This is a genomic window from Microbacterium sp. SYP-A9085 (genome assembly GCF_009649635.1).
GTDB lineage: Bacteria > Actinomycetota > Actinomycetes > Actinomycetales > Microbacteriaceae > Microbacterium.
Genome location: NZ_WJII01000004.1, coordinates 144,969 through 170,126, shown reverse-complemented (window position 1 = coordinate 170,126; position 25,158 = coordinate 144,969). Strand labels below are relative to the sequence as shown.

At 70.1% G+C, this 25,158-nt stretch carries 25 protein-coding genes and 1 tRNA gene; 21 read left to right on the top strand and 5 right to left on the bottom strand.

Annotated features, from left to right (window positions below):
- Positions 1 to 3: 3 nt before the first annotated feature.
- Positions 4 to 789, bottom strand: a complete 786-nt coding sequence (locus GH740_RS09920) for an IclR family transcriptional regulator (protein ID WP_153745935.1) — start codon at positions 787 to 789, stop codon at positions 4 to 6.
- A gap of 115 nt (positions 790 to 904) precedes the next feature.
- Between GH740_RS09920 and GH740_RS09915 the strand changes: the two genes are divergently transcribed.
- The 3 genes from GH740_RS09915 to GH740_RS09905 are packed head-to-tail and all read left to right on the top strand — an operon-like array spanning position 905 to position 3,520.
- Positions 905 to 1,684: a CoA transferase subunit A gene (locus GH740_RS09915; protein WP_367641375.1), complete on the top strand. Its 780-nt coding sequence runs from the start codon at positions 905 to 907 to the stop codon at positions 1,682 to 1,684.
- Between the two features lies 1 nt (position 1,685).
- Positions 1,686 to 2,339 carry a CoA transferase subunit B gene (locus tag GH740_RS09910; RefSeq protein WP_172978347.1) on the top strand — a complete coding sequence of 218 codons (654 nt, stop codon included), beginning with the start codon at positions 1,686 to 1,688 and terminating at the stop codon, positions 2,337 to 2,339.
- A complete protein-coding gene (locus GH740_RS09905) occupies positions 2,336 to 3,520 on the top strand; it encodes an acetyl-CoA C-acetyltransferase (protein WP_153745934.1) in 1,185 nt (394 codons plus the stop codon). The genes GH740_RS09910 and GH740_RS09905 overlap by 4 nt, the downstream gene beginning before the upstream one ends.
- Before the next feature lie 6 nt (positions 3,521 to 3,526).
- Here GH740_RS09905 and GH740_RS09900 read toward each other — a convergent pair whose 3' ends face one another.
- Positions 3,527 to 3,781, bottom strand: coding sequence for a hypothetical protein (locus GH740_RS09900; protein ID WP_153745933.1), 255 nt, complete (start codon positions 3,779 to 3,781; stop codon positions 3,527 to 3,529).
- A 103-nt stretch (positions 3,782 to 3,884) separates the two neighbouring features.
- Here GH740_RS09900 and GH740_RS09895 point away from each other — a divergent pair, with 103 nt between their 5' ends.
- The 9 genes from GH740_RS09895 to serA all read left to right on the top strand — a co-directional run bounded on the left by GH740_RS09895 (position 3,885) and on the right by serA (position 13,876).
- The gene (locus GH740_RS09895) at positions 3,885 to 5,291 is read left to right on the top strand and encodes a trehalose-6-phosphate synthase (RefSeq protein WP_153745932.1); all 1,407 of its coding nucleotides are present in this window, start codon (positions 3,885 to 3,887) and stop codon (positions 5,289 to 5,291) included.
- Positions 5,288 to 6,070 (top strand): trehalose-phosphatase, encoded by a 783-nt coding sequence (gene otsB / locus GH740_RS09890; protein WP_367641371.1) that lies wholly within the window; start codon positions 5,288 to 5,290, stop codon positions 6,068 to 6,070. Before GH740_RS09895 ends, otsB begins: the two co-directional genes overlap by 4 nt.
- 9 nt (positions 6,071 to 6,079) lie before the next feature.
- Positions 6,080 to 7,786, top strand: a complete 1,707-nt coding sequence (gene ilvD, locus GH740_RS09885; RefSeq protein ID WP_153745931.1) for a dihydroxy-acid dehydratase — start codon at positions 6,080 to 6,082, stop codon at positions 7,784 to 7,786.
- 47 nt (positions 7,787 to 7,833) lie between these two features.
- On the top strand, positions 7,834 to 9,636 hold the full coding sequence (locus GH740_RS09880) for an acetolactate synthase large subunit (RefSeq protein ID WP_153745930.1): 1,803 nt from the start codon (positions 7,834 to 7,836) through the stop codon (positions 9,634 to 9,636).
- Between the two features lie 13 nt (positions 9,637 to 9,649).
- Positions 9,650 to 10,159: an acetolactate synthase small subunit gene (ilvN, locus tag GH740_RS09875; protein WP_153745929.1), complete on the top strand. Its 510-nt coding sequence runs from the start codon at positions 9,650 to 9,652 to the stop codon at positions 10,157 to 10,159.
- Positions 10,160 to 10,165: 6 nt separating this feature from the next.
- Positions 10,166 to 11,251 carry a ketol-acid reductoisomerase gene (ilvC, locus tag GH740_RS09870; RefSeq protein WP_367641458.1) on the top strand — a complete coding sequence of 362 codons (1,086 nt, stop codon included), beginning with the start codon at positions 10,166 to 10,168 and terminating at the stop codon, positions 11,249 to 11,251.
- Between the two features lie 68 nt (positions 11,252 to 11,319).
- The gene (locus GH740_RS09865; RefSeq protein WP_153745927.1) at positions 11,320 to 11,799 is read left to right on the top strand and encodes a DNA polymerase III subunit gamma/tau; all 480 of its coding nucleotides are present in this window, start codon (positions 11,320 to 11,322) and stop codon (positions 11,797 to 11,799) included.
- Complete coding sequence (locus GH740_RS09860; RefSeq protein ID WP_367641368.1) at positions 11,796 to 12,140, top strand: hypothetical protein; 345 nt, start codon at positions 11,796 to 11,798, stop codon at positions 12,138 to 12,140. The genes GH740_RS09865 and GH740_RS09860 overlap by 4 nt, the downstream gene beginning before the upstream one ends.
- A gap of 131 nt (positions 12,141 to 12,271) precedes the next feature.
- Positions 12,272 to 13,876, top strand: a complete 1,605-nt coding sequence (serA, locus tag GH740_RS09855; protein ID WP_367641366.1) for a phosphoglycerate dehydrogenase — start codon at positions 12,272 to 12,274, stop codon at positions 13,874 to 13,876.
- 4 nt (positions 13,877 to 13,880) lie between these two features.
- On the opposite strand, the gene GH740_RS09850 is transcribed toward serA, so the two are convergent.
- Positions 13,881 to 14,138: a DUF6458 family protein gene (locus tag GH740_RS09850; RefSeq protein ID WP_153745926.1), complete on the bottom strand. Its 258-nt coding sequence runs from the start codon at positions 14,136 to 14,138 to the stop codon at positions 13,881 to 13,883.
- Positions 14,139 to 14,341: 203 nt separating this feature from the next.
- On the opposite strand from GH740_RS09850, the gene GH740_RS09845 reads away from it, so the two are divergent.
- The 8 genes from GH740_RS09845 to GH740_RS09810 all read left to right on the top strand — a co-directional run bounded on the left by GH740_RS09845 (position 14,342) and on the right by GH740_RS09810 (position 22,090).
- Entirely contained in the window at positions 14,342 to 15,394 is a 1,053-nt protein-coding gene (locus GH740_RS09845; protein ID WP_153745925.1) for a 3-isopropylmalate dehydrogenase, read from the top strand.
- A gap of 49 nt (positions 15,395 to 15,443) precedes the next feature.
- A complete protein-coding gene (locus tag GH740_RS09840) occupies positions 15,444 to 16,541 on the top strand; it encodes a branched-chain amino acid aminotransferase (RefSeq protein ID WP_153745924.1) in 1,098 nt (365 codons plus the stop codon).
- Positions 16,542 to 16,637: 96 nt separating this feature from the next.
- Complete coding sequence (locus GH740_RS09835) at positions 16,638 to 17,657, top strand: hypothetical protein (protein WP_153745923.1); 1,020 nt, start codon at positions 16,638 to 16,640, stop codon at positions 17,655 to 17,657.
- Between the two features lie 34 nt (positions 17,658 to 17,691).
- Complete coding sequence (locus GH740_RS09830) at positions 17,692 to 18,459, top strand: fumarylacetoacetate hydrolase family protein (RefSeq protein WP_367641363.1); 768 nt, start codon at positions 17,692 to 17,694, stop codon at positions 18,457 to 18,459.
- Positions 18,456 to 19,694 (top strand): MFS transporter, encoded by a 1,239-nt coding sequence (locus GH740_RS09825; protein ID WP_367641361.1) that lies wholly within the window; start codon positions 18,456 to 18,458, stop codon positions 19,692 to 19,694. Before GH740_RS09830 ends, GH740_RS09825 begins: the two co-directional genes overlap by 4 nt.
- A gap of 78 nt (positions 19,695 to 19,772) precedes the next feature.
- Positions 19,773 to 21,287 (top strand): glutamate--tRNA ligase, encoded by a 1,515-nt coding sequence (gene gltX / locus GH740_RS09820; protein WP_153745921.1) that lies wholly within the window; start codon positions 19,773 to 19,775, stop codon positions 21,285 to 21,287.
- A gap of 71 nt (positions 21,288 to 21,358) precedes the next feature.
- Positions 21,359 to 21,433: transfer RNA gene (locus GH740_RS09815), tRNA-Gln, on the top strand.
- Positions 21,434 to 21,598: 165 nt separating this feature from the next.
- Positions 21,599 to 22,090 carry a flavodoxin family protein gene (locus GH740_RS09810; RefSeq protein WP_367641359.1) on the top strand — a complete coding sequence of 164 codons (492 nt, stop codon included), beginning with the start codon at positions 21,599 to 21,601 and terminating at the stop codon, positions 22,088 to 22,090.
- A gap of 30 nt (positions 22,091 to 22,120) precedes the next feature.
- Here GH740_RS09810 and GH740_RS09805 read toward each other — a convergent pair whose 3' ends face one another.
- Together GH740_RS09805 and GH740_RS09800 are read right to left on the bottom strand one after the other, a co-directional pair.
- Positions 22,121 to 22,525, bottom strand: coding sequence for a TM2 domain-containing protein (locus GH740_RS09805; protein WP_216644930.1), 405 nt, complete (start codon positions 22,523 to 22,525; stop codon positions 22,121 to 22,123).
- A 337-nt stretch (positions 22,526 to 22,862) separates the two neighbouring features.
- Positions 22,863 to 23,543, bottom strand: coding sequence for a hypothetical protein (locus tag GH740_RS09800; protein ID WP_153745920.1), 681 nt, complete (start codon positions 23,541 to 23,543; stop codon positions 22,863 to 22,865).
- A 227-nt stretch (positions 23,544 to 23,770) separates the two neighbouring features.
- Here GH740_RS09800 and GH740_RS09795 point away from each other — a divergent pair, with 227 nt between their 5' ends.
- The gene (locus GH740_RS09795; RefSeq protein WP_153745919.1) at positions 23,771 to 25,144 is read left to right on the top strand and encodes an aspartate aminotransferase family protein; all 1,374 of its coding nucleotides are present in this window, start codon (positions 23,771 to 23,773) and stop codon (positions 25,142 to 25,144) included.
- Positions 25,145 to 25,158 lie beyond the last annotated feature (14 nt).

Genomic DNA, 25,158 nt, shown 5'->3' with positions numbered 1-25,158 from the left:
TGGTCAGCGACGGACCGCGGCGATCCGCGACGTCAGCTGGTGCGCATGGGCCAGCAGCGTCCGGCCGAGCTCGGACAGCCGATCGGGCCCGAAGCGGAACTCCACGCCGTTCAGGCTCAGCGCCCATTGCGGGTGCCCGTCCCGGCTGAACACGGCTGCGCCGATGCCGTAGCTGCCCTTGACGATCAGCCCGGGGTTGAGCGAGTACCCGCGCTCGGTGGTCTCGCGAAGCCGCCGGCGCAGTCGCGCCTCGTCGTGCGCGGGGCCGTACCGCTCGGCAAGCTCGGGGTGCCGCTCGAAATACGCGTCCACATCGTGGGGCGGCTGGAATGCGAGGATTGCGAGGCCCGCCGACGCCACGCCCAGGGGGAAGCGGACCCCTTCATGCAGCACGAACGACCGGATTGGGAAGCTGCCCTCCTCGTGCACCAGGCACACCGTCTCGTCGCCGCGCCGCACCGAGAGGAACGCGCTCTCCTCGGTGCGCACGGCCAGCGAGCGCACGATGTCCCGCGCAATCTCGGTGATGTCGTAGCGTGCGGCGGCTACGTTGCCCATCAGGAACAGCTCGGGCCCCGGCATCCACGTGCCGGTCCGGTCGTCCTGGTCGACCAGGCCCTCGTGGCGCAGCGCGGTCAGCAGGCGATGCGTCGTCGGACGCGTCAGCTCCGCCTGCCGGGCCAGATCGCTGACGGTCACGCCGCCGGCGCCCGCCGCCGTCACCAGGCGCAGCAGCGACGCCGCGCGGGCGATGGCCTGCGCTCCGGGTACCGCGGTCCTGGTGTCCATTATGTGAACACTAGGGCCGGGTTCATCCACATCGCAAACGGGACGGCGCCGCGACGCCTCTGCGGCGTGATGATGGAGAGGCACGCACAGATGCGCGAGGACGAGGAGGTCACGGGTGATCGACAAACAGGTGGCAAGCGCGGCGGACGCCGTCGCCGACATCCCGGACGGCGCGACGATCGCCGTCGGCGGATTCGGGCTCAGCGGCAACCCCATGGCCCTCATCGACGCGCTGCTCGCGCAGGGCACAACCGATCTGTCGATCATCTCGAACAACTGCGGCGTCGACGACTGGGGGCTCGGCGTGCTGCTGGCCGCCCGGCGGATCCGCAAGATGACGTCGTCGTACGTGGGCGAGAACAAGGAGTTCGAACGCCAGTTCCTCGAGGGCGACCTCGAACTCGAGCTGACCCCGCAGGGCACACTCGCCGAGAAGCTGCGCGCCGGCGGCGCCGGCATCGCCGCGTTCTTCACCCCGACCGGCGTCGGCACGCAGGTTGCCGAGGGCGGGCTGCCGCGCCGTTACGACGGCAACGGCGGCATCGCCGTGGCATCCCCGGTCAAGGAGACCCGCCTCTTCACTGTCGGCGGCCGGGAGCGCGAGTGCGTGCTCGAGGAGGGCATCGTCGCCGACTACGCGCTCGTGCACGCGCTGCGCGGCGACCGGCACGGAAACCTCGTGTTCAACAAGGCCGCCCGCAATTTCAACCCGCTCGCCGCGATGAGCGGCCGGGTGTGCATCGCCCAGGTCGAGGAGCTCGTCGAACCGGGCGAGATCGACGCGGACGCCATCCACCTTCCCGGCATCTACGTGCACCGCATCGTGGAGGTCGGATCCGACATCGAGAAGCGGATCGAGCGGCGCACCGTCGCTGCCCCCGTGGAAGGAGCATGACATGGCGCTGACACGCAACGAGATGGCGGCGCGCGCGGCCCGGGAGTTGCCCGACGGCGCGTACGTGAACCTCGGCATCGGCCTGCCCACGCTCGTGCCCAACTACGTCCCCGAGGACGTCACCGTGGTGCTGCAGTCCGAGAACGGCATCCTCGGCGTCGGGCCGTACCCGACGGCCGAACACGTCGACCCCGACCTCATCAACGCCGGCAAGGAGACCGTGACGCTGCTGCCGGGCGCCGCGTTCTTCGATTCGGCCACGAGCTTCGGGATGATCCGCGGCGGCAAGATCGACGCCGCGATCCTCGGGGCTATGCAGGTGTCCGAGCACGGCGACCTGGCGAACTGGATGATCCCCGGGAAGATGGTGAAGGGCCCCGGCGGTGCGATGGACCTCGTCCACGGGGCCGGCAAGGTGATCGTCCTCATGGAGCACGTCGCGAAGGACGGCTCCGCGAAGATCGTGCACGAGTGCTCGCTCCCGCTGACCGGGAAGCGGGTCGTGGACCGGATCATCACCGACCTCGCGGTGATCGATGTGACAGACGACGGGCTCGTGCTCGTCGAGACGGCGCCGGGCGTGTCCGTGCAGGACGTGTTGGCGGCGACCGAACCGGAGCTGCAGGTGGCAGCGGATCTTAAGGTGGGGGCATGAACAGGGACGACGTCGTCATCGTCGCAGCCGCGCGGACTCCGCAGGGGCGGCTGAAGGGCCAGCTGGCGGGCGTGACCGCGGTGCAGCTGGGCAGCGCCGCCATCGCCGGGGCGCTGGAAAAGGCCGGCATCCCCGCCGACGCCGTGGACGCGGTGCTCGTCGGCCAGGTACTGGCCGCGGGGGCCGGGCAGAACCCGGCGCGGCAGGCCGCCGTCGGCGCCGGGATTCCCTGGACCGTGCACGCGGGCTCCGTCAACAAGGTCTGCCTTTCGGGCCTGACCGCGGTGATCGACGCGGCGCGGATGCTGCGGGTGGGGGATGCCACGGTCGTCGTGGCCGCCGGCATGGAGTCGATGACCCGGGCGCCGCACCTGCTCGCGGGTTCGCGCGACGGATGGTCGTACGGCTCGATCGAGGTGCTCGACCACATGGCGTACGACGGTCTCACCGACGCGTACGACCGGGAGAGCATGGGCGCGTCCACCGAGCGGCTCAACGACCGGTACGAGGTGACCCGCGAGCAGCAGGATGCCGTCGCCGCGCGCTCACACCAGCGCGCCGCCGCCGCGTGGGATGCCGGCGTGTTCGACGCGGAGATAGTGCCGGTCACCATCCCGCAGCGCCGCGGCGAACCGCTCGTGGTCACCCGGGACGAGGGCATCCGCCCGGACACCACGCCTGCGTCGCTGGCGGCGCTGCGCCCGGCGTTCGCGGAGGGCGGCTCGATCACGGCCGGAAACTCGTCGCAGATCTCGGACGGCGCGTCCGCCGTCGTGCTCACCACGCGGTCGCACGCGGACGCCAACGGGTGGGATGTGCTCGCCGTGGTGGGCGCGTCCGGCCAGGTCGCGGGGCCCGACAACTCGCTGCACGCTCAGCCGGCTGAGGCCATCCGCACGGCCCTGCGCAAGCAGGGGATCACGGTGGAGGACCTCGACGTCGTCGAGATCAACGAGGCGTTCGGCGCGGTGGTCGCGCGGTCGCAGCGCGAACTCGGCCTGGACGACGACGTCGTGAACATCCACGGCGGCGGCATCGCCATCGGGCATCCGATCGGCGCGAGCGGCAACCGGCTCGTCGTGCACGCTGTGCACGAACTGACCCGGCGCGGCAGCGGCACCGCCGCAGTCGCGCTGTGCGGAGGCGGCGGTCAGGGCGACGCGCTCATCCTCACCCGCTGAGCGCCCTCAGCGCTCGAGGCGCCGCTTCAGGTACTTCTTCTCGTGGCCGGCCACGGGGGAGTCGGCCGGCGCGAGGTGGCCCGTGCCGGCCCGGCGCACATCGATGATCGAGCCGACCGCCAGCGCGAGCGTGATGGCCCAGCTGAGCCATCCCAGGCCCGCCCGCCACGTGAACCGCTCGCCGTCCCGGAGGCCCCGCAGCAGGGTCATGCCCCCCATCACCGCCCCGATGATGCCGGTGCCGAAGAGGTACTTGCGCATCCGTCCACGCTAGCGCGAACGCCGCGCGGCGTCTTCCCCCGGGTGTCCGGGGGAAGCGCGCTGTTAGCCTGAGAGCACCGCGATACCGAAGGCAGGCGCCCAGATGTCCCATGCAGACCTCGTCGTCGTGGCGAACCGACTTCCCGTGGATCGGGACGACGAGGGCGGGTGGCGGCCATCCCCGGGCGGGCTGGTCGCCGCGCTCGAGCCGGTCATGCGCCACGCCGATGGCGCGTGGGTGGGATGGCCCGGCCAGCCGGATCTGCACGTCGACGAATTCGACTTCAGCGGCATGCACCTGGTCCCGGTCGGCCTGTCCGAGCACGAGGTCGCGGACTACTACGAGGGCTTCTCGAACGGGACCATCTGGCCCCTGTACCACGACGTCATAGCGGCGCCGCGATACCGCCGGGACTGGTGGAACGCGTACGTCGAGGTCAATCAGCGGTTCGCCGACGCCGCCGCCCGCGCGGCCGCACCGAACGCGACGGTGTGGGTGCAGGACTACCAGCTGCAGCTGGTCCCGCAGCTCGTGCGCGCGCAGCGGCCGGACGTCACGATCGGCTATTTCCATCACATTCCGTTTCCGGCATACGGCCTTTTCTCCCAGCTTCCGTGGCGTCGTCAGGTCCTGGAGGGGTTGCTGGGCGCGGACGTGATCGGATTCCAGCGCACGGCCGATGCCAGCAACTTCGCCCGCGCCGTGCACCGGCAGCTGCGGTACGAGACGCGCGCCAGCGGCATCCGGGTCCGCAACGAGGACGGCACGCAGCGGCTGGCGCTGGCCAAGGCGTTCCCCATCTCCATCGACGCGGCCGCATATGTCGAACTCGCCCAGCGCGACGACATTCGCCGTCGCGCCGCCGAGATCCGCGCGGAACTCGGCAACCCGGAGAAGATCTTCCTCGGCGTCGACCGGCTCGACTACACGAAGGGCATCCGGCACCGCATGGAGGCCATCGGCGAGCTGTTCGACGAGGGACGGCTGTCCGTGGAACGGGCGACCCTGGTTCAGGTCGCCAGTCCCAGCCGGGAGCGGGTCGATGCGTACGCCCAGCTGCGCGACGAGATCGAACAGGTCGTGGGCCGGATCAACGGCACGCACGACACCATGGAGCACACCGCAATCCGCTACCTGCACCAGGCGTTCCCGCGGGAGGAGATGGTCGCCCTGTACCTCGCGGCCGACGTCATGCTCGTCACCGCCCTGCGCGACGGGATGAACCTCGTCGCAAAGGAGTACGTGGCCAGCCGCACCGACAACCAGGGAGTGCTCGTGCTCAGCGAGTTCGCCGGTGCCGCCGATGAGCTCAGCACCGCGATCCGCGTGAATCCGCACGACATCGAGGGCATGAAGGACGCGATCATGGATGCCGTGGAGATGCCGCCGACCGAACAGCGCAAACGCATGCGAAAACTCCGTCATCGGGTCCAGGAGCATGACGTGGTCGCGTGGTCCCGCGGGTTCCTCACCGCCCTGGCACGGTCGCGGAAGGCGAACGCCTCGTGACGGCGCGCGCCAGCGCGCTCGCGCGGATGGCGGGCGCGCACCGACTGCTGGTGGCCGTCGACTTCGACGGCACGCTGTCGCCGTTGGAGAACGAGCCGATGGCGGCCCGGATGCTGCCGGCCGCTCGCGACGCGGTCACGGCGCTCACCGCCCTGCCGCGGACGTGGGTCGCGCTCGTGTCCGGCCGGAGCATGTCGGACCTGCGGGTGATCGCCGAGCATCGCGACGGCTCGCCCATTCTTCTGGCCGGCTCGCACGGCGCCGAGTACTGGACGCCCGATGACGGCGCGGTCGAACCGGACGAGGACCCCGCGGACATCGTCCTGCGCGACCGCCTGCGCGCGGCCGCGCAGGAGGCCACCCGACATCTGCCGGGCGTGTTCATCGAGCCGAAGACGTTCGGCTTCGGCGTGCACACGCGCCGGGCCTCCGCCGCGGACGCACGTACCGCGGACGACGCCGTCGACGCCCTCGTGGCCGCCGGCGCTCCGCACTGGCGACGACGGACCGGGCACAACATCGTCGAGTACGCGTTCCGCGACGAGGGCAAGGACACCGCGGTGCGGCACCTGCGCGATCTCACCGGTGCCGACACCGTCCTGTTCGCCGGTGACGACCTGACCGACGAGGACGCGCTGCGCAGCCTTCCCGCGGGCGACGTGGGAGTGCACGTGGGTGTCGGCCAGGCCACCGCGGCCACCGTCGTGGTCCCCGACATCCCCGCGTTTGCAGCGTTCCTGGACGAGCTGGTGACCCTGCGCGCAGCCGCGGCCCAATAGACTGCGACCATGTCTGACTCGCGGACCACGATCGATATCAAGCCGCGCAGCCGCGTGGTGACGGACGGAATCGAGGCGACCACCTCCCGCGGAATGCTGCGGGGGGTCGGGATGGGCGACGGGGACTGGGAGAAACCGCAGATCGGGATAGCGTCCAGCTGGAACGAGATCACGCCCTGCAATCTGAGCCTGGACCGGCTCGCCCAGAGCGCCAAGCACGGCGTGCACGCCGGCGGCGGATATCCGCTGCAGTTCGGCACCATCTCGGTGTCCGACGGCATCTCGATGGGCCATGAGGGCATGCACTTCTCGCTCGTCTCGCGCGAGGTCATCGCCGACTCCGTCGAGACCGTCGTGATGGCCGAGCGCCTGGACGGCACCGTGCTGCTGGCCGGATGCGACAAGTCGATCCCCGGGATGCTGATGGCCAGCGCCCGCCTGGACCTCGCCAGCGTCTTCCTGTACGCCGGGTCGATAGCTCCCGGCTGGGTCACGCTGTCCGACGGCACCGAGAGGGAGATCACGATCATCGACTCCTTCGAAGGGGTCGGGGCGTGCATGGCGGGCCGGATGAGTGCGGAGGACCTGCACCGCATCGAGTGCTCGTTCGCCCCCGGCGAGGGCGCCTGCGGCGGCATGTACACCGCCAACACGATGGCCTCGGTGGCCGAGGCGCTGGGACTGAGCCTGCCCGGTTCCGCGGCGCCGCCTTCGGCGGACCGGCGGCGCGACTTCTACGCCCGGCGTTCGGGGGAGGTCGTCGTCGAGCTGCTGCGGCAGGGGATCACCACCCGCGACATCCTCACCATCGAAGCGTTCGAGAACGCCATCGCCCTCGCGATGGCCCTCGGCGGCTCCACGAACGTCGTCCTGCACCTTCTCGCCATCGCGCACGAGGCCGAGGTCGAGCTGAGCCTGCACGACTTCAACCGGATCGGCTCCCGGGTCCCGCACGTGGCCGACATGAAGCCGTACGGCCAGTTCGTGATGAACGACGTCGACGCCCACGGCGGCATCCCGGTGATCATGAAGGCGATGCTCGACGAAGGGCTGCTGCACGGCGACGCGCTGACCGTTACCGGCAAGACGCTGGCCGAGAACCTCGCGCAGCTGCAGCCGGGACCGGTGGACGGCACCGTGATCCACTCGTTCGACAATCCCATCCACGCGACCGGCGGGCTCACGATCCTGCACGGCTCGTTCGCGCCCGACGGCGCGGTCGTGAAGACCGCCGGGTTCGACGCCGCCGTGTTCGAGGGACCTGCCCGCGTGTTCGAGCGCGAGCGCGCCGCGATGGACGCGCTCGAGGCGGGCGAGATCCACGCCGGCGACGTCGTGGTGATCCGCTACGAGGGTCCCAAGGGGGGGCCCGGGATGCGCGAAATGCTCGCCATCACCGCCGCCATCAAGGGCGCAGGCCTCGGAAAAGATGTATTACTCTTGACAGACGGTCGATTCTCCGGCGGCACAACCGGCCTCTGCATCGGCCACATAGCACCCGAGGCGGTGGACGCAGGTCCTATCGCCTTCGTGCGCGATGGTGATCTGATACGGGTCGATATCGCGGCTCGCACTCTCGACCTACTCGTCGACCCGTCCGAGCTGAGCTCCCGCTCAGTGGGGTGGGAGCCGCTGAAACCGCGCTACACCCGAGGCGTCCTGGCCAAGTACTCCGCGCTCGTGCGCTCCGCTGCGCTCGGGGCCGTCACGGGGTAACGGCCGCGTAGAAGCCCGTCAGTCCGCTCGATCGAGAAAGCATCACCATGCCCGCAGACACCACTGCGGCCGTTCCCCGGCCGCCCGCCCGCACCGCCTCGGCGCCCGTGCTCACAGGTGCGCAGGCGGTCGTCCGCTCCCTCGAGCTGCTCGGCGCCACGGATGTCTTCGGCATCCCCGGCGGCGCCATCCTGCCCGTCTACGACCCGCTGATGGATGCCTCCGGCATCCGGCACATCCTCGTGCGCCACGAGCAGGGCGCCGGACACGCCGCCGAAGGCTACGCGTCGGCATCAGGCCGCGTGGGGGTCGCCATCGCGACTTCCGGCCCGGGGGCCACCAACCTCGTCACCGCGATCGCCGACGCCTACATGGACTCGGTGCCGCTGCTGGCGATCACCGGGCAGGTGTTCAGCACGCTGATGGGCACCGACGCGTTCCAGGAAGCCGACATCGTGGGCATCACGATGCCGATTACGAAGCACTCCTTCCTCGTCAAGCGTCCCGAGGACGTGCCGGTCGCGCTGGCCGCCGCGTATGAGATAGCGTCGACCGGCCGGCCCGGCCCGGTGCTCGTGGACATCACGAAGGATGCGCAGCAGGCCGAGGCCCCGTTCATCTGGCCGCCCAAGATCGACCTGCCCGGCTACCGGCCGGTGACGAAGGCGCACGGCAAGCAGATCCAGGCCGCGGCACGGCTCCTGGCCCACGCCCGCAAGCCCGTCCTGTACGTCGGCGGCGGCGTGATCCGATCCCGGGCCTCGGAGGAGCTGCGCCGGCTCGCCGAGTCGACCGGTGCGCCCGTGGTGACCACGCTGATGGCGCGCGGTGCGTTCCCCGACTCGCACCGGCAGCACCTCGGGATGCCGGGCATGCACGGCACCGTCCCCGCGGTGCTCGCGCTGCAGGAGGCGGACCTCATCGTCGCCCTCGGCGCCCGGTTCGACGACCGCGTCACCGGGAAGGCGGCGCTGTTCGCCCCCGGCGCGACGATCGTGCACGTGGACATCGACCCCGCCGAGATCTCGAAGATCCGCGTCGCCGACGTGCCGATCGTCGGCGACCTGAAGGACGTTCTCGTCGACCTCGACGTGGCGTATCGCGCGGTCGCGGAGACCGACGCGCCCGAGATCGAGGACTGGTGGGCGTACCTGGACGGGATCCGCGAGGAATTCCCGCTCGGGTTCGCGCCGACCAGCGACGGCCTGCTCTCGCCGCAGTACGTCATCCAGCGCATCGGCGAGCTGACCGGCCCCGAGGCGGTCTACGCGGCCGGCGTCGGACAGCACCAGATGTGGGCGGCGCAGTTCATCAAGTACGAGCGCCCGAACGCCTGGCTCAACTCCGGGGGCGCCGGCACGATGGGTTACGCGGTCCCGGCCGCCATGGGCGCGAAGGTCGCCGAGCCCGACCGCGTGGTGTGGGCGATCGACGGCGACGGATGCTTCCAGATGACGAACCAGGAGCTCGCCACCTGCGTCATCAACAACATCCCGATCAAGGTTGCGATCATCAACAACTCGTCGCTGGGCATGGTACGGCAGTGGCAGACACTGTTCTACAACGGCCGCCACTCGAACACCGACCTGAATACGGGCCACGACACGATCCGGGTGCCGGACTTCGTCAAGCTCGCCGACGCATACGGGTGCCTCGCGCTGCGGGTCGAAACGGCGGAGGACGTCGACGCCGCCATCACGACGGCACTGGAGACGAACGACCGACCCGTCGTGATCGACTTCGTCGTCTCGGCCGACGCCATGGTGTGGCCGATGGTCCCGCAGGGGGTCAGCAACAGCTACATCCAGTACGCCCGCGACCACGCCCCGGCGTTCGAGACCGAAGACTGAGGAGGAGGAAGACATGCCCAACCACGTGCTGAGCCTCCTCGTGGAGGACAAGCCCGGTCTGCTGACCCGGGTCGCCGGACTTTTCGCCCGCCGCGGCTTCAACATCTCGTCCCTCGCCGTCGGCGTCACCGAGGTGCCCGGCCTGAGCCGGATCACCGTCGTGGTGGACGTCGAGGAACTGCCGCTGGAGCAGGTGACGAAGCAGCTGAACAAGCTCATCAACGTCATCAAGATCGTCGAGCTCGAGTCCGACGCGTCGGTGCAGCGCGAGCATGCGCTGATCAAGGTGCGCGCCGACAACACGAGCCGGTCGAACGTGATCGAGGTCGTGAACCTTTTCCGCGCCTCCGTGGTCGACTACGCCGCGGACGCGCTCGTGATCGAGGCCACCGGCGACCAGGGCAAGCTGGACGCCCTGCTGCGCGCGCTCGAGCCGTTCGGGATCAAGGAGCTCGCCCAGTCCGGGCTGCTCGCTATCGGCCGGGGCGGCAAGAGCATCACCGAGCGGGTGCTGCGCGGCTGACACCCCATCGCGCCGTCCGACCGGCGCACGAAGACGAAACGACACAACCAAGGAGAATCCCACATGACCACAGAGATCTTCCACGACTCCGACGCCGACCTGTCCGTCATCCAGGGCAAGAAGGTCGCCGTCGTCGGGTACGGCTCGCAGGGCCACGCGCACGCGCTGAACCTGCGCGACTCCGGGGTCGAGGTCGCGATCGCGCTGAAGGAGGGCTCCACGTCCATCCCGAAGGCGCAGGAGGCGGGCTTCGAGGTCAAGACCGTCGCCGACGCCGCCGATTGGGCGGATGTCATCGTCATCCTCGCCCCCGACCAGCATCAGCGCGGCATCTACGCCGACTCGATCAAGGACCACCTGGCCCCCGGCAAGACGCTGCTGTTCGCACACGGCTTCAACATCCGGTTCGGATACATCACGGCGCCGGAGGGCGTGGACGTGGTGATGGTCGCGCCGAAGGGCCCCGGTCACACCGTGCGCCGCGAGTACGAGGCGGGACGCGGCGTCCCGGTGATCGTCGCGGTCGAGGTGGACGCCAGCGGCTCGGCGTGGGACACCGCCTGGTCGTACGCGAAGGCCATCGGCGGCCTGCGTGCGGGCGGCATCAAGACCACGTTCACCGAGGAGACCGAGACCGATCTGTTCGGCGAGCAGGCGGTGCTGTGCGGTGGCATGTCGCACCTGGTCCAGTACGGGTTCGAGACGCTCGTCGAGGCGGGTTACCAGCCGCAGATCGCCTACTTCGAGGTGCTGCACGAGCTCAAGCTCATCGTGGACCTGATGTGGGAGGGCGGGATCGCCAAGCAGCGCTGGTCGATCTCGGACACCGCGGAGTACGGCGACTACGTCTCCGGCCCGCGCGTGATCGACCCGCACGTCAAGGAGAACATGAAGGCGGTCCTCGGCGACATCCAGTCCGGCGCCTTCGCGCAGCGCTTCATCGACGACCAGGACGCCGGAGCGCCCGAGTTCCTCGGCCTGCGCGCCAAGGAGGAGACGCACCCGATCGAGTCCGTCGGCCGGGACCTGCGCGCGCTGTTCGCATGGAAGCAGCAGGACAGCGACTACACGGACGGTTCTGCGGCACGCTGAGCAGGACGTCCGCGAACGGGCCGGGGGAGTGATCCTCCGGCCCGTTCGCGTGTCATAGACTGACCGGCATGCCGGCAGACACCGATCCCCACGACGACGGGGACGCACTGCACTGGGACGGTGACGACGACCCTCGGCCCGTGCTCCCGCCAGGATGGCACGCGAAGGGGAAGGGCGCGGATCGGGTCGTCACGACCGGCGGCCCGGCTGAGCAGCCCGCCACGACCGACACGCAGACAGAGGACGAGCCCGCGCTCGGCAGCGCGGGGCTGGTGGGTGTCGGCGTGCTGGGCGGCGTCTATCTGCTGTTCACGATCGGGTGGGTCGTCGGCGGGGTGCGCCTGCAGGGCGTCGCGTCGTTCCTCGTCAGCCCGGCCGCGTCGGTGCCGGCCGTGTGGCTGGCCGTGCTCGCCCCGGCGATCTGGTTCGCGACCACGCTGTGGCTGACCCGCCGCTCGCGGACCTGGCTGCGGTTCCTCTGGCTGGCCGTGGGCGCCGTGCTCCTGGTGCCGTGGCCGTTCGCGCTTCTGGGCGGAGTCGGGCAGTGAGCGTGCAGACAACGCCGCTGCGCGGCATGCCGACGTGGCTCGCGGCCGTGATCTCGGGCGCCGCCGGACTCTTCTACGCGTACGCGGTGTGGAACGCCGTGGCGTTCCTGATCGCCCAGGCCACCGGCCCGCTGGGCCTGAACGGCGCGGGCTGGGCGCTGCTGCTGTTCGCGTCGGCGTTCCCGATTCTCGTGTTCGCCGCCGCTTTCGCGCTCGGGGTCCGCCGCCCGCCGACGGTCCTGGCGCTGCTGCTGCTGTGCGGGCTCGCGCTGGTCGCCGTGTTCTGGCTCAACGTGCTCGCCTACGCCCTCATCGGCGGGGCCAGCCTCGTCGTCGGCTGACGTCACACTGTCCGGGAGTGCGCCCGCGGCACGGTAGGCTGTGTGCGTCTCGCCCCGAAGGCGTGCGGCGCGGCATCCCCGTCATTTGCCGTCGTGCGCCGTGCGCGGCGCGCCGTCCCGAAGGGTCTGATGTGACCAAGCCCGTCGTCCTGATCGCCGAACAGCTCTCTCCCGCCACCATCGACGCGCTCGGACCGGACTTCGACATCCGCGCCGTCGACGGCACGGACCGGGGAGTCCTGCTGGCCGAGCTCGCGGACGCGGACGCCGTCCTCATCCGGTCGGCGACGAAGATGGACGCCGAAGCCATCGCCGCGGCGCCCAGCTTGAAGGTCATCGCCCGGGCGGGCGTGGGCCTGGACAACGTCGACATCAAGTCCGCCACCGCCGCCGGCGTCATGGTCGTGAACGCGCCGACTTCGAACATCATCTCCGCGGCCGAGCTGACGATAGCCCACATCCTCGGGCTCGCCCGGCACGTCCCCGCCGCCGACGCGTCGCTGACCCGCGGCGAATGGAAGCGCAGCGCCTTCACCGGCATGGAGCTGTACGAGAAGACGGTCGGCATCGTCGGCCTCGGCCGCATCGGCAGCCTCATCACCGAGCGGCTGCGCGGGTTCGGGGTACGCGTGATCGGCTACGACCCGTACGTGACCCCGGCCCGCGCCCAGCAGCTGCAGGTCGAGCTGCTGCCGCTGGACGAATTGCTGCGCCAGAGCGACTTCGTCACCGTGCACATGCCGAAGACCCCGGAGACCACCGGCATGATCAGCACGGAGCAGCTGGCGCTGATGAAGCCCACCGCGTACATCGTGAACGTCGCGCGCGGCGGACTCATCGACGAGGAGGCGCTGCACACCGCGCTCACCGACGGCGTGATCGCCGGCGCGGCGCTGGACGTCTTCACCTCGGAGCCGCCCGCCGAAGGCGGCCCCGCGCAGCGCCTGCTCAGCCTGCCGAACGCCATCGTCACGCCGCACCTGGGCGCCTCCACGTTCGAGGCGCAGGAGAAGGCCGGCATCTCGGTGGCCCGGTCCGTGAAGCTCGCGCTGGAGGGTGACCTCGTCCCGGATGCCGTGAACGTCGCCGGCGGCGTGATCGACCCGTTCGTGCGCCCCGGCATCGCCCTGGTCGAGATGCTGGGCCAGCTGTTCACCGGCCTCAGCGAGGCCGCGCTGACGAGCCTGGACATCGAGGTACGCGGCGAGCTCGCCGGGTACGACGTCAGCGTGTACCGTCTGGCGGCGCTGAAGGGCATCTTCACGAATATCGTCAGCGAGAACGTGTCGTACGTGAACGCGCCGTTGTTCGCCGAGCAGCGGGGCATCGAGACGCGGCTGATCGTGGAGCCGGACAGCCCGTTGTACCGCAACCTCACGGTGCTGCGCGGATCACTCGCGGACGGCACCGTGCTCACGGTGGCCGGGACGCTCGCCGGCACGCGGATGGTGCCGAAGGTCGTCGAGGTGAACGGCTACGAGATCGAGGTGCCGTTCGAGCGATACCACCTTGCGATCCGCTACGCGGACCGCCCGGGGCTCGTCGCCATCTACGCGCGACTGCTCGGGGACGCCGGCATCAACATCGTCGGCCTCCAGGTCGCACACCCCGACGCCGGCGGCTACGCGCTATCGGTCCTCACCGTCGATTCGCCGGTGTCCGACGAGATCGTCGAGGAGATGCGCGCCGCCGTCGGCGCCGATTTCCTCCGTCAGATCGAGATCGTCGAGGTCTGAATCCTCACACGACGTCGTCAGGGGCGGATGTCTCCTCGCGACGGACGGCGTCCCCGCTGCGCGGGTCGACGCTCGTGTGCGAGGTCGCGATGGTGCGGCGACGCCGCATGAGGAATACGAGGCCCAGGATGAACACCACGACGCCGGCGGCCATGAGGATGTAACCCACCAGCTGAAGGTCGACCCACGACACGTCGATGTTGAGGGCGAATGCGAGGATCGCCCCGATGACGAAGAGGACGATGCCCAGTCCGATGCTCATGGTTGCTCCTGTCTTCATGGCGGCCGTCTCGATCGACGCCGCACCGACTTCATCGTGCCGCGGAGTCGCGCGGTCGCGGCAGGATCTTGCCGGGGCCGTGGCGGTGTGCTAGCACCGCCGGCCGTCACCCAGCGGGGAGCGGCCCTGCCGCTGGCTAGGCTGGGGGAGGCGCGGCGTCGCCGTGCCGCAAGCAGAGGAGTGCCATGTCGCGTGTCGTGAAGCTCGCCGTCATCCCCGGTGATGGCATCGGTCCCGAGGTCGTCGCGGAGGCCGAGAAGGTGCTGGACGCCGCGACCGCCGGAAGCGATGTCCGATTCGAGAAGACACGGTTCTCGCTCGGGGCCGGCCGCTACCTCCAGACGGGGGAGACGCTCACCGACGACGACCTGGCCGCCATCGCCGCGCACGATGCGATCCTGCTCGGCGCCGTCGGCGGAACACCCGGCGACGAGCGGCTGAAGGACGCGAACATCGAGCGGGGCCTGCTGCTGAAGCTGCGCTTCGCGCTGGACCACTACGTGAACCTGCGGCCCTCGAAGCTGTACCCGGGGGCTCCCGGCCCGCTCGCCGACCCCGGCGACGTCGACTTCGTGGTGGTGCGCGAGGGCACCGAGGGGCCCTACGTCGGCAACGGAGGCGCTATCCGGCGCGGCACGCCGCAAGAGGTCGCCAACGAGACCAGCGTGAACACGGCGTTCGGCGTCGAGCGCGTCGTCCGCTACGCGTTCGCGCTCGCGCAGCGCCGGCGCCGCACGCTCACGCTCGTGCACAAGACGAACGTCCTCGTGAACGCCGGATCGCTGTGGAAGCGGATAGTGGATGCCGTGGCGACCGAGTATCCGGATGTCGCCGTGGACTACCTGCATGTCGATGCCGCGACCATCTTCCTGGTGACGAACCCCGGCCGGTTCGATGTCATCGTCACCGACAACCTGTTCGGCGACATCCTCACCGACCTGGCCGGCGCGGTCACCGGCGGCATCGGCCTGGCCGCCTCCGGGAACATCAACCCGGACGGCGCCTTCCCATCGATGTTCGAGCCCGTGCACGGCTCCGCGCCCGACATCGCCGGAGCGCAGAAGGCCGATCCCACCGCCGCGATCCTGTCCACCGCGCTGCTGCTGGACCACCTCGGGCTGCGCGACGAGGCCGCCCGCGTCACCCGCGCGGTCGAGCAGGACATCGCCGGGCGCACCGGCGCCCGCCGCACCACGACCGAGATCGGCGACGCCATCACCGCCCGGCTCCAGGCGTAACCTGAAGACAGCCGCGCCCCGCCACCCCGTTTGAAGACTGGACTCCGCCATGACCCCCTCCGCCGAATCCGCCACCGCATCGCTCGCCTTCAGCGTGCAGCACAACCCTCACGCCGCCTCGGACCGGCAGCGCGAGGAGCTTCTGCGCGAACCCGCGTTCGGCACGGTCTTCACCGACCACATGGTCACGATCGCCTGGTCAGACGCGGAGGGATGGCACGACGGGGCCGTTCAGCCGTACGCCCCGATCACACTGGACCCGGCCGCCGCCGTGCTGCACTACGGTCAGGAGATCTTCGAGGGGATCAAGGCCTACCGGCACGCGGATGGATCCGTGCATACGTTCCGGCCGACCGAGAACGGGCACCGGTTGCAGCGCAGCGCACGACGCCTCGCCCTTCCCGAGCTGCCCGTCGACGCGTTCGTGCAGTCGCTGCGGGAGCTGATAGCGGTGGACGCCGACTGGGTGCCCGGCGGCGACGACCAGAGCCTGTACATGCGCCCGTTCATGTTCGCCTCCGAGGCGTTCCTCGGCGTGCGCCCCGCGAACCGGGTCTCCTACTACGTGATCGCCAGTCCCGTCGGGGCCTACTTCAAGGGCGGCGCGAAGCCCGTCTCGATCTGGCTGAGCGAGGACTACGCCCGTGCCGGCCGGGGCGGGACGGGAGCGGCCAAGACCGGCGGCAACTACGCGGCGAGCCTGCTGCCGCAGGCCGAGGCGTACGAGCAGGGCTGTGACCAGGTGGTGTTCCTGGACGGCCAGCGCAACGTCGAGGAGCTCGGCGGCATGAACATCGTCTTCGTCCGCAAGGACGGAACCCTGGTCACCCCGGCATCCGACTCGATCCTCGAAGGCATCACGCGCGCCTCGCTGCTGGAGCTGGCCCGCGATCGCGGTCACGCCGTCGAGCAGCGCCCCGTCGCCCTGAGCGAGTGGCGCGAGGGCGTGGCATCCGGCGACATCGTCGAGGTGTTCGCGTGCGGCACCGCCGCCGTGGTCGCGCCGATCGGCACCCTGAAGGGCCACGACTTCGTCGACGAGCAGCCGACCGGGACGCTCGCGCTGTCGCTGCGCGAGGAGCTCACCGACATCCAGTACGGCCGCCGCGCCGACACGCACGGCTGGCTGGTCCGCCTCGACGGCTGACCGTGATCGCGGGCCGTCGGACCCGTGCTTGACCGCGGACCGTGCCGGGTGTAAATTCCGCGCATGGCCGGGGGAATCCTGGGGCGAACCGGTGCCATGACCATCGCGGGCGCGCTCGTATGCATGGCAGTGCTGGCGGGGTGCACGTCGCCCTCGGCGACCGGACCGGCGGCCGCGACGCGGTCACCGGGGGAGCCTTCCGCCGATTCCCCGAGCCCCACCGCCACCGCCGAGTCCGCGTGGGTCGCGTACACGACGCGGGACGGACTGGCCACCTGGAGCATGCCGGCGGACTGGACGGTGGGCCCGCCCGCTGTCGACGAGCTGGGCACGGCGACATATGACGTGGACGCACCCGGCGGAGCGACGCGACTGGTCTTCCAGGACAAGGTGATGGGCCTCGGCGGACCCGGCTGCATCCCCGGCACGAGACCGGCCTACCCGTACCAGACGCTCGATCACACCGACGTCCCGTTGCCGGTGACGCCCAGCCAGTACCCCGGTGCTGTCCCGCCGCGGGTCGCGTACGAGTCGATAGCGTTCCCCGGCCGCGTGAGCATCGGCCTGGGCATCACCGACGGACTGCAGAGCACGGACGGCACGGCCTGCGAGTTCCTGCACTACGTATCCACGGCCACCGCGGCGCGGATCATCTCCTTCGCGGCGCAGTACGCCGCCGCCGACGGCACCTGGGGTGACCGCACGTTCGCCGACCTCGATGCCGCGCAGGCCTATCGTCAGACGACGGAATACCGCACACTGGTGCGGATCCTCGCATCCCTGCAGCTGCGACCCGCCGCCGCGGGGCTGGAGGGCACGTACGACATCGTCGAGACCGCGCAGTGCGGCATCTTCGATCTGACCGGGCAGGTGCTCACCGTCAGGGCCGGAAGGGCCACGATCACCACGCCGGGGCAGACGCTCGCCGGCACGGCCGTGCAACAGGGCGCCCGCTGGGTGGTCAGCGTGTCCGGTGCCCAGTCGACGCGCGTGGACCTGACCGGCACGGTCAGCGCCGGCGTGTACCGCGGCACCGGTCGGTACGGCGGGATCCATGCCGGCGGGCAGACCGGCTGGACCTGCGACATCCCGTCGTTCACCGCCTCCCCGCGGTGAGCGTCGGCCGCGGGGCATCGCTAGGCTGGGCCGGGTGAGAATAGCGCGCTTCAGCCACCAGGACGGCATCCGCTACGGCATCGTCGACGAGACGGATCTCGTCGTCCTCGCCGGCGACCCGATGTTCGCCGGCTTCGACACCACGGGCGAGCGGATCCCGCTCGCGGATGTCGCGCTGCTGGCGCCGGTGATCCCGCGCTCCAAGGTCGTCGCGATAGCCCGGAACTACCGGGACCACGCGGCGGAGCTCGGCAACGAGGTGCCACCCGCGCCGATGCTGTTCCTGAAGCCGAACACGTCGGTGGTCGGACCGGGGGATGCCATCGTGCTGCCCCCGCAGTCCGCGCGCGTCGACTACGAGGGGGAGCTCGCGGCCGTGATCGGCCGGATAGCGAAGAACGTCCCCGCAGAGCGGGCACTGGAGCACGTGTTCGGCTACACGATCGCCAACGACGTCACGGCCCGCGACCTGCAGCGCGCGGACGGGCAGTGGTCCCGGGCGAAGGGCTTCGACACTTTCTGCCCGTTGGGCCCCGCGATCGAGACGGAGTTCGACCCGGCCGGGTCGGCCGTGATCACCACGCGCGTGGACGGGGAGGTCCGCCAGGAGGGCGCCATCTCCGACATGATCCACTCCGTCGCCGACATCATCGCGTACGCGTCCGCGGCGTTCACGCTGCTGCCCGGCGATGTCATCCTCACCGGCACACCCGCGGGAGTCGGGCCCTTCACTGCGGGACAGACCATCGAGGTCGCCATCTCCGGGCTGGGCGTCCTGCGCAACACGGCTCGAGCGGCGTGACGGCCACGGCGCCCAGCCCACTGCCCGACGCCGAACGGCTGCGGGCGATCCGCGGGCGCACGATCTGGGTCCTCTCGCTCGGGCAGGTCCTGGGCGGTCTCGCGTTCGGCGCAACGGTGTCGCTGGGTGCGGTGCTGGCGGCGCAGATCTCCGGCAGCGACGCCCTGTCCGGCTGGGCCACCGCCTCGGTGACGCTCGGCACGGCGCTGACGGCGGTGCCCCTGGCTGCGCTCGCGCGGCGCCGCGGCCGCCGCCCCGCCCTCGCGACGGGCATGCTCGTCGCCCTCGTCGGTGTGGGGATCGTCGTCACCGCGGTCGGGATCGACGCGTTCTGGCTGCTGATCGCCGGTTTCCTGCTGATCGGTGCGGGGCAGGCCGCGAACCTGCAGTCGCGCTTCGCCGCCGCCGACCTCGCAACCGACGTGTCCCGCGGCCGCGACCTGTCGATAGTGGTGTGGGCGACCACCGTGGGCGCCGTCCTCGGCCCGAACCTCGTGGGTCCGGGGGAGGTGATCGGCCGGGTCCTCGGGATGCCGGAGCTGACCGGCCCGTACGTGTTCACCGTCGTCACGCAGGGCCTCGGCGTCGTCCTCTACTTGGTGGCGCTGCGGCCCGACCCGCTGCTGCTCGCCCAGCGGATCACCGCGCACCATGCGTCCGCGGCGCGGGGAGTCGCACATCCCGACCGTCCGGGCGCCGCCCGCTTCGCGATGCTCGCGATCGCGGGGGCGCACGGCGTGATGGTCTCGGTGATGGCGATGACGCCGGTCCACCTGCTGCACGCGGGCGCCGACCTGGAGATCATCGGCCTCACCATCAGCCTGCACATCGCCGGCATGTTCGCACTGTCCCCGGTGTTCGGCTACGCCGCCGACCGGTTCGGCCGAGTGACGACGATCATCATCGGGCAGGTGCTGCTGGTCGCCGCGCTGGTCACCGCGGCGGTCGGGCAGCACTCCACGGGGGCGGTCACCGTCGGGCTGATCCTGCTCGGGCTCGGCTGGAGCGCGACGACGGTGTCTGGAGCGGCGCTCTTGACCGAGGCCTCCGCCGAGGACCGCCGCACCGGCCGGCAGGGTCGCAACGACCTCGTGATGAGCCTGGTCGGAGCCCTCGGCGCCGTCGTCGCGGGCCTCGTGCTGGCGGGGATCGGCTACGGCGGGCTCGCCCTGTGCGCGCTGGCGGTCGTGGCCGTCGTCGTCCTGCTCGCACCGTTCGGAGCGCGGCGCCGCTGATCCGGGGCCGGTCGGGGCCGCCTCGCGGCATCCGTCGCGCCGGAACTGGCACCGGCGCCCCCGTAGAATCGTAGCGACATGGCTACCGTTCATCCCCTGACCACGACCGCCGCGGGCGCCGATGTGCGCGTCCGCTTCTGCCCCTCTCCGACGGGCCTCCCGCACGTCGGGATGGTGCGCACAGCGCTGTACAACTGGGCGTACGCCCGCCACACCGGCGGCAAGCTCGTGTTCCGGGTGGAGGACACGGATGCCGCACGCGACAGCGAGGAGAGCTACCGGCAGCTGGTCGACGCCCTGACGTGGCTGAAGATCGACTGGGACGAGGGCGTCGAGAAGGGCGGCCCGCACGCCCCGTACCGGCAGTCGCAGCGCACCGAGATCTACGCGGAGGTGCTCGCGACGCTGATCGAGGCAGGCCTCGTCTACGAGAGCTATTCGACGGCTGAGGAGATCGACGCGCGCAACCTCGCGAACGGACGGGCCCGGCAGCTCGGGTATGACAACTTCGACCGCGATCTCACCGACGAGCAGAAGGCGGCGTTTCGCGCAGAGGGCCGGGAGCCGGCATGGCGCGTGCGCGTGCCCGACGAAGACCTCACATACGTCGACCTGATCCGCGGCGAGGTCACGTTCCCGGCGGGGTCGTTCCCGGACTTCGTGATCGTGCGGGCCGGTGGGAAGGCGCTGTACCCGTTTACGAACCCGGTCGACGACGCGCTGATGGGCATCACCCACGTCATCCGCGGCGAGGACATCATGCCCTCCACCGCGCGCCAGCTCGTCCTGTACGACGCGCTGGTGAGGGCGGGTGTCGCGGCGTTCGTGCCGCGGTTCGGGCACATGCCCCTGGTGCTGGGGGAGACCGGCAACAAGAAGCTGTCCAAGCGGGACCCGCACGCGGACCTGTTCCTGCAGCGGGAGAAGGGGTTCATCCACGAGGGGCTGCTGAACTACCTCGCGCTGCTGGGCTGGTCGATCGGCCCCGACCGCGACCTCTTCTCGCTGGAGGAGTTCACCGCCGCATTCGACATCGCGGACGTGAACCCGAACCCGGCCCGGTTCGACCAGAAGAAGGCCGAGTCGATCAACGGGGATCACATCCGGATGCTGAAGCCCGCGGACTTCGCCGAGCGCATCGTCCCGTACCTGCAGCACGCCGGCGTCGTGGGCGCGGATGTCACGGCCGAGCAGCAGGCGCTGATCACAGCGGCCGCGCCGCTCGTGCAGGAGCGCGTCCAGTTGCTGGGGGAGGTGCCGGGGATGGTCGGTTTCCTCTTCAGCGAGACCGTGGAGTACGCGGAGGATGCGATGAAGGCGCTGCCGGAGAACGCCGGCGAGGTGCTCGTCGCATCGGTGAACGCGCTGCAGGACGTGCCGGAGGCGGAGTTCGTCGCCGCACAGGTCCAAGAGGCGCTCGCGGGCGCGCTCGTGGAGGGTCTGGGCCTGAAGCCGCGGGTCGCGTACGGCCCGCTGCGGGTCGCCGTGACGGGTCGGCGCGTCTCACCGCCCCTGTTCGAGTCGATCGAACTGCTCGGAAAATCGGAGAGCATCCGGCGCCTCGGAGCGCTCGTGACCCGACTCGCCCGGTGAGCGCACGGTTTTGGCCGAGGGCCGCGCGTCGTCTAGACTGAGTGACTGTTGCGGCTTCGGCCGGGACCCCTTGGGGTATGGTGTAATTGGCAACACGGCTGATTCTGGTTCAGTTGTTCTTGGTTCGAGTCCAGGTACCCCAGCCAGTCAGATAGCCCCGGAATTCCGCATGAAACGGAGAACCGGGGCTCTTGCTTTTCCGGTCGCGACGACAGTGTGAACGCCCACGCGTAGGACCAAAGGCCCGCATCGGTGCGGGCCGACTGCGGAGGCTGGTGATGCGGCGAGAGGGAGGCATCATGCACGCACTAGTGGTGTTCGAAACGCTGTGGGGGAACACTGAGCAACTCGCCCGAGAGATCGCGGAAGGCATCGGAGTCGAATCCACGGAGGTGATGGATGCGGTCTCGGCACCTGCCGCGCTCGAGCCCGACGTCGGTTTCCTCGTCGTCGGCGGTCCGACCCATGCATTTTCCATGTCGTCACAGAGGACGCGTGAATCGGCCAAGCAGCAGGGTGCGGTGAACATCCCGATCCGCGGCATCCGCGAATGGCTCGCGTCCCTGTCGTCACCGGGTAGAGACATCGCCGTCGCGACGTTCGACACCCGGATCACCAGCCCCCGTCTTCCGGGATCGGCGGCGAAGAAGGCGATGAAGCGGCTCGTCGCGCGGGGCTTCCGCCCCGTCGCGAGGCCGGAGACATTCGGCGTACACGGCTACAGTGGACCCCTCGCCGACGGCGAGCTGGAACGCGCACGGCGGTGGGGCGAGCAACTCGGAGCTGACATGGCACCCCGCTGACCGGCGGGAGCACTCCTCGTCAGCATTCGGTTACCGCCCCTGCCACCACGGCATCATCGGCCAGTCGGCGGGGACGTACACGAAGGCGCGGGAGATGGCGGCGGTCAGGAGCCAGAGGCCGAAGCCTGCCGCGGTGATGATCCACGCGATCATCTTGTGCTGTTCGTAGTCGGGCAGCAGTCGCCCTTCTCTGTCGCGCTGCACACCTGCGAGCGTCAGGATCAGGTCGATGAGCCACCAGATTCCCAAACCTCCGAGCGTCAGCAGCTTCACGACTCCGGTCCCGATCTTGCCGAGATAGAACCGGTCGACCCCGAGGAATCCGAGCAGCCAAGCGAACATCCACGTGGCGATGAACGACCTGTCGGACATCGCAGCGGGCCGGACGGCGCCAAGGCCCGGTGAACCCTCCGGTGGGATTTCGTTCGTGGTCATCGCTGATCCCTTCGTCGTACAAACGATGCGATACCGTCAGCGTCGTGAACGGGCCGAAGGTCCCATCGCTGTCGGATGCGTGCAGGACCGGCCCATGCGTGGCGATCCCCGCCGGGTGACGCGATGGCTCCGAGCCTGTCCGTGCTAGGTCGCGGAATCGGGTTGGGTTCCAGGATCGCTCAGGTAGCTCTCCCACATGACGTCGCCCGGGGTTCAGCCCATGGCGGTGAAGAACCGCTCGATGTCGGCGTACATGGGCCCCAAGCGATCTGCGTCGTATCCCGGTTACGTCGTGCAGGGCCCGCCTGTCGTTCGTCTTCGGGTGCTCTCCGGACGGTCACTCGGAGCGGCGACGCCGGAGGCGGTAGAAGGCCGTGCCGAGCAGGACCAGCGCCCCAGCTGTGCCGATGGCGATCCATGCAGGACCGGGAATTCCCATGGCGATCGCGCTCTCGTCGTCGGACGCCGCGCCGGTAGGGCTTGGATCGGCGTTCGACGGGGCGGTGAGCGGCTCGGAAGCCGTCGGCGGAGAGCCTGTGAGACCCTGCCCGGTCGGCGGCGGGGCGCCGAGTGACGCATAGGGCACGATCTCGACCGCTTCGGGAAGAGCCGGATCCAGGCAGGCGGCCGAGAATCGCAACCGACCACCGACTGCGGGGCTGGCATCTCCAAGCCATGTCGTGACCCGGGGGAGTACCTGCGAGAGTGAAGCCGAGCCTTCCGCATCGGTCGCGAGATTCGGAGCCAGCAGTATCGGGACGCGATGCGGGTCCGCACCCGTTGCCACGTCGAACTCGAAGCTGACCTGCAACCGTGCCCGGCTACCTGGAGCGCAACCCGAGATCACGACCGGGCCGAGACCCTCCGCCGACTCGATCAGCGCGGCAACAGACACGCCGGGAGGCAGTGTGAGGACAGTAGCGGGGGCAGCGGTAAGACCGGGCGACGCCGGCACGAGCGTCGCGAACGCGACGGCAATGCTCCCGAGTGCGATGGTCGGCCAATGTGACACCGTCACGCTCCTCGTCGCTCGGTCGGTGGCCGGCGGCGATCCGCGCAGCGCGACGATCGTACTTGTGGGCCGTAACGTGCGTGCGGAACACGCCGTAGTGCCGTGGCGAGGCGGATCTGGTACCGTGCGAGTGTCTACGGACCGCTCCCGGCGCCAGGCCGACCGGTGAGCGCTTCCTTTCCTGCAAGGATCCCGACGCCAGGCCGGTCGGGGTTTTTCCTACAGGAGGAAGCATGAGTATCGTCATCGACCGCGCCCGGATCGCCGAGCTGACCGCCCGTGAGGGCCGCCGCCTCGACGAGCGGACCGGCGCCTCGCGCGCGATGTACGAACGCGCCCGCACGCACCTGTCCGGCGGCGTCGCCTCGTCGTACCAGCTGCGCGACCCGTGGCCCATCTACATCGAGCGCGGGTCCGGCCCGCGGGTGTGGGATGTCGACGGCAACGGCATGTGGGACTTCCACAACGGCTTCGGCTCCATGGTCCAAGGGCACGCCCATCCCGCGATCGGCGCCGCACTCGCCCGCCGCTACCCGCAGGGCACACACTTCGGCTGCCCGACCGAGGACGACATCGTCGTGGCCGACGAGCTCGCGCGGCGCTTCGGCCTGCCCAAGTGGCGCTACACGAACTCCGGTTCCGAGGCGACGATGGACGCCATCCGCATCGCCCGCGCGCTCACCGGCCGCGACACCGTCATGAAGATCTTCGGCTCGTACCACGGGCACCACGACACCGTGATGGTCTCGATCGGCGTCCCATACGACGAGATCGGCGACCGCGAGAACCTGGCCTCGCTCGCCTACGGCGACGGCATCCCGCAGTCCGTCGTCGACATGACCATCGCGGTGCCGTTCAACGACGCCGGCGCGATGGAGCGCCGCATCCAGCGGCTGGAGTCCGAGGGGCGCAAGCCCGCGTGCGTCATCATGGAGGCCGCCATGATGAACCTCGGCGTCGTGCTGCCCGAACCCGGCTATCTCGAGGCGGTGCGCGAGATCACCCGTCGCCACGGCATCGTGCTGATCTTCGACGAGGTCAAGACCGGGCTGTGCGTGGCCCCCGGCGGCGCGACCGACAGGTTCGGTGTCACCCCCGACCTGGTGACGCTTGCCAAGGCGCTCGGCGGCGGCCTCCCTTCGGGGGCCATCGGCGGCACCGAAGAGGTCATGGCGGTCGTCGAGGACGGCTCGGTGTACCAGGTGGGCACCTACAACGGCAACCCGCTCACGATGGCGGCCGCGCGCGCCTCGCTGCAGGAGGTGCTCACCCCCGACGCGTACGCGCATCTGGATCACCTCAACGACCGCATCGTCACCGGTTGCCAGGCCGTCGTCGACCGGTACGACCTTCCCGGCTACGCGGTCGGAATCGGCTCGAAGGGCTGTGTGACGTTCTCGCCGACGAAGGTCGTGGACTACGAGACGTTCAAGGAGAATCAGGATGCCGCTCTCGCCGACCTCGCGTGGCTGTTCAACCTGAACCGCGGAATCTTCATGACGCCCGGCCGTGAAGAGGAGTGGACGCTGTCGGTCACGCACACCGACGAGGCTGTCGACGCGTATATCGCCGTGTTCGAGGAGCTGGCGGCCGAGCTGACGGCGTGACCGGCCGCCGGGCG

Bases quoted from the DNA above. Each gene is read 5' to 3' on its own strand.
- GH740_RS09850 (WP_153745926.1), bottom strand. From the start codon at position 14,138: ATGAGCATCGGACTGGGCATCGTCCTCTTCGTCATCGGGGCGATCCTC.
- ilvD (WP_153745931.1), top strand. From the start codon at position 6,080: ATGTCTGACTCGCGGACCACGATCGATATCAAGCCGCGCAGCCGCGTG.
- GH740_RS09910 (WP_172978347.1), top strand. From the start codon at position 1,686: ATGGCGCTGACACGCAACGAGATGGCGGCGCGCGCGGCCCGGGAGTTG.
- GH740_RS09865 (WP_153745927.1), top strand. From the start codon at position 11,320: ATGCCGGCAGACACCGATCCCCACGACGACGGGGACGCACTGCACTGG.
- ilvN (WP_153745929.1), top strand. From the start codon at position 9,650: ATGCCCAACCACGTGCTGAGCCTCCTCGTGGAGGACAAGCCCGGTCTG.
- gltX (WP_153745921.1), top strand. From the start codon at position 19,773: ATGGCTACCGTTCATCCCCTGACCACGACCGCCGCGGGCGCCGATGTG.
- GH740_RS09905 (WP_153745934.1), top strand. From the start codon at position 2,336: ATGAACAGGGACGACGTCGTCATCGTCGCAGCCGCGCGGACTCCGCAG.
- GH740_RS09900 (WP_153745933.1), bottom strand. From the start codon at position 3,781: ATGCGCAAGTACCTCTTCGGCACCGGCATCATCGGGGCGGTGATGGGG.
- GH740_RS09895 (WP_153745932.1), top strand. From the start codon at position 3,885: ATGTCCCATGCAGACCTCGTCGTCGTGGCGAACCGACTTCCCGTGGAT.
- GH740_RS09840 (WP_153745924.1), top strand. From the start codon at position 15,444: ATGACCCCCTCCGCCGAATCCGCCACCGCATCGCTCGCCTTCAGCGTG.
- GH740_RS09880 (WP_153745930.1), top strand. From the start codon at position 7,834: ATGCCCGCAGACACCACTGCGGCCGTTCCCCGGCCGCCCGCCCGCACC.
- GH740_RS09835 (WP_153745923.1), top strand. From the start codon at position 16,638: ATGACCATCGCGGGCGCGCTCGTATGCATGGCAGTGCTGGCGGGGTGC.
- GH740_RS09845 (WP_153745925.1), top strand. From the start codon at position 14,342: ATGTCGCGTGTCGTGAAGCTCGCCGTCATCCCCGGTGATGGCATCGGT.
- GH740_RS09805 (WP_216644930.1), bottom strand. From the start codon at position 22,525: ATGACCACGAACGAAATCCCACCGGAGGGTTCACCGGGCCTTGGCGCC.
- GH740_RS09795 (WP_153745919.1), top strand. From the start codon at position 23,771: ATGAGTATCGTCATCGACCGCGCCCGGATCGCCGAGCTGACCGCCCGT.
- GH740_RS09920 (WP_153745935.1), bottom strand. From the start codon at position 789: ATGGACACCAGGACCGCGGTACCCGGAGCGCAGGCCATCGCCCGCGCG.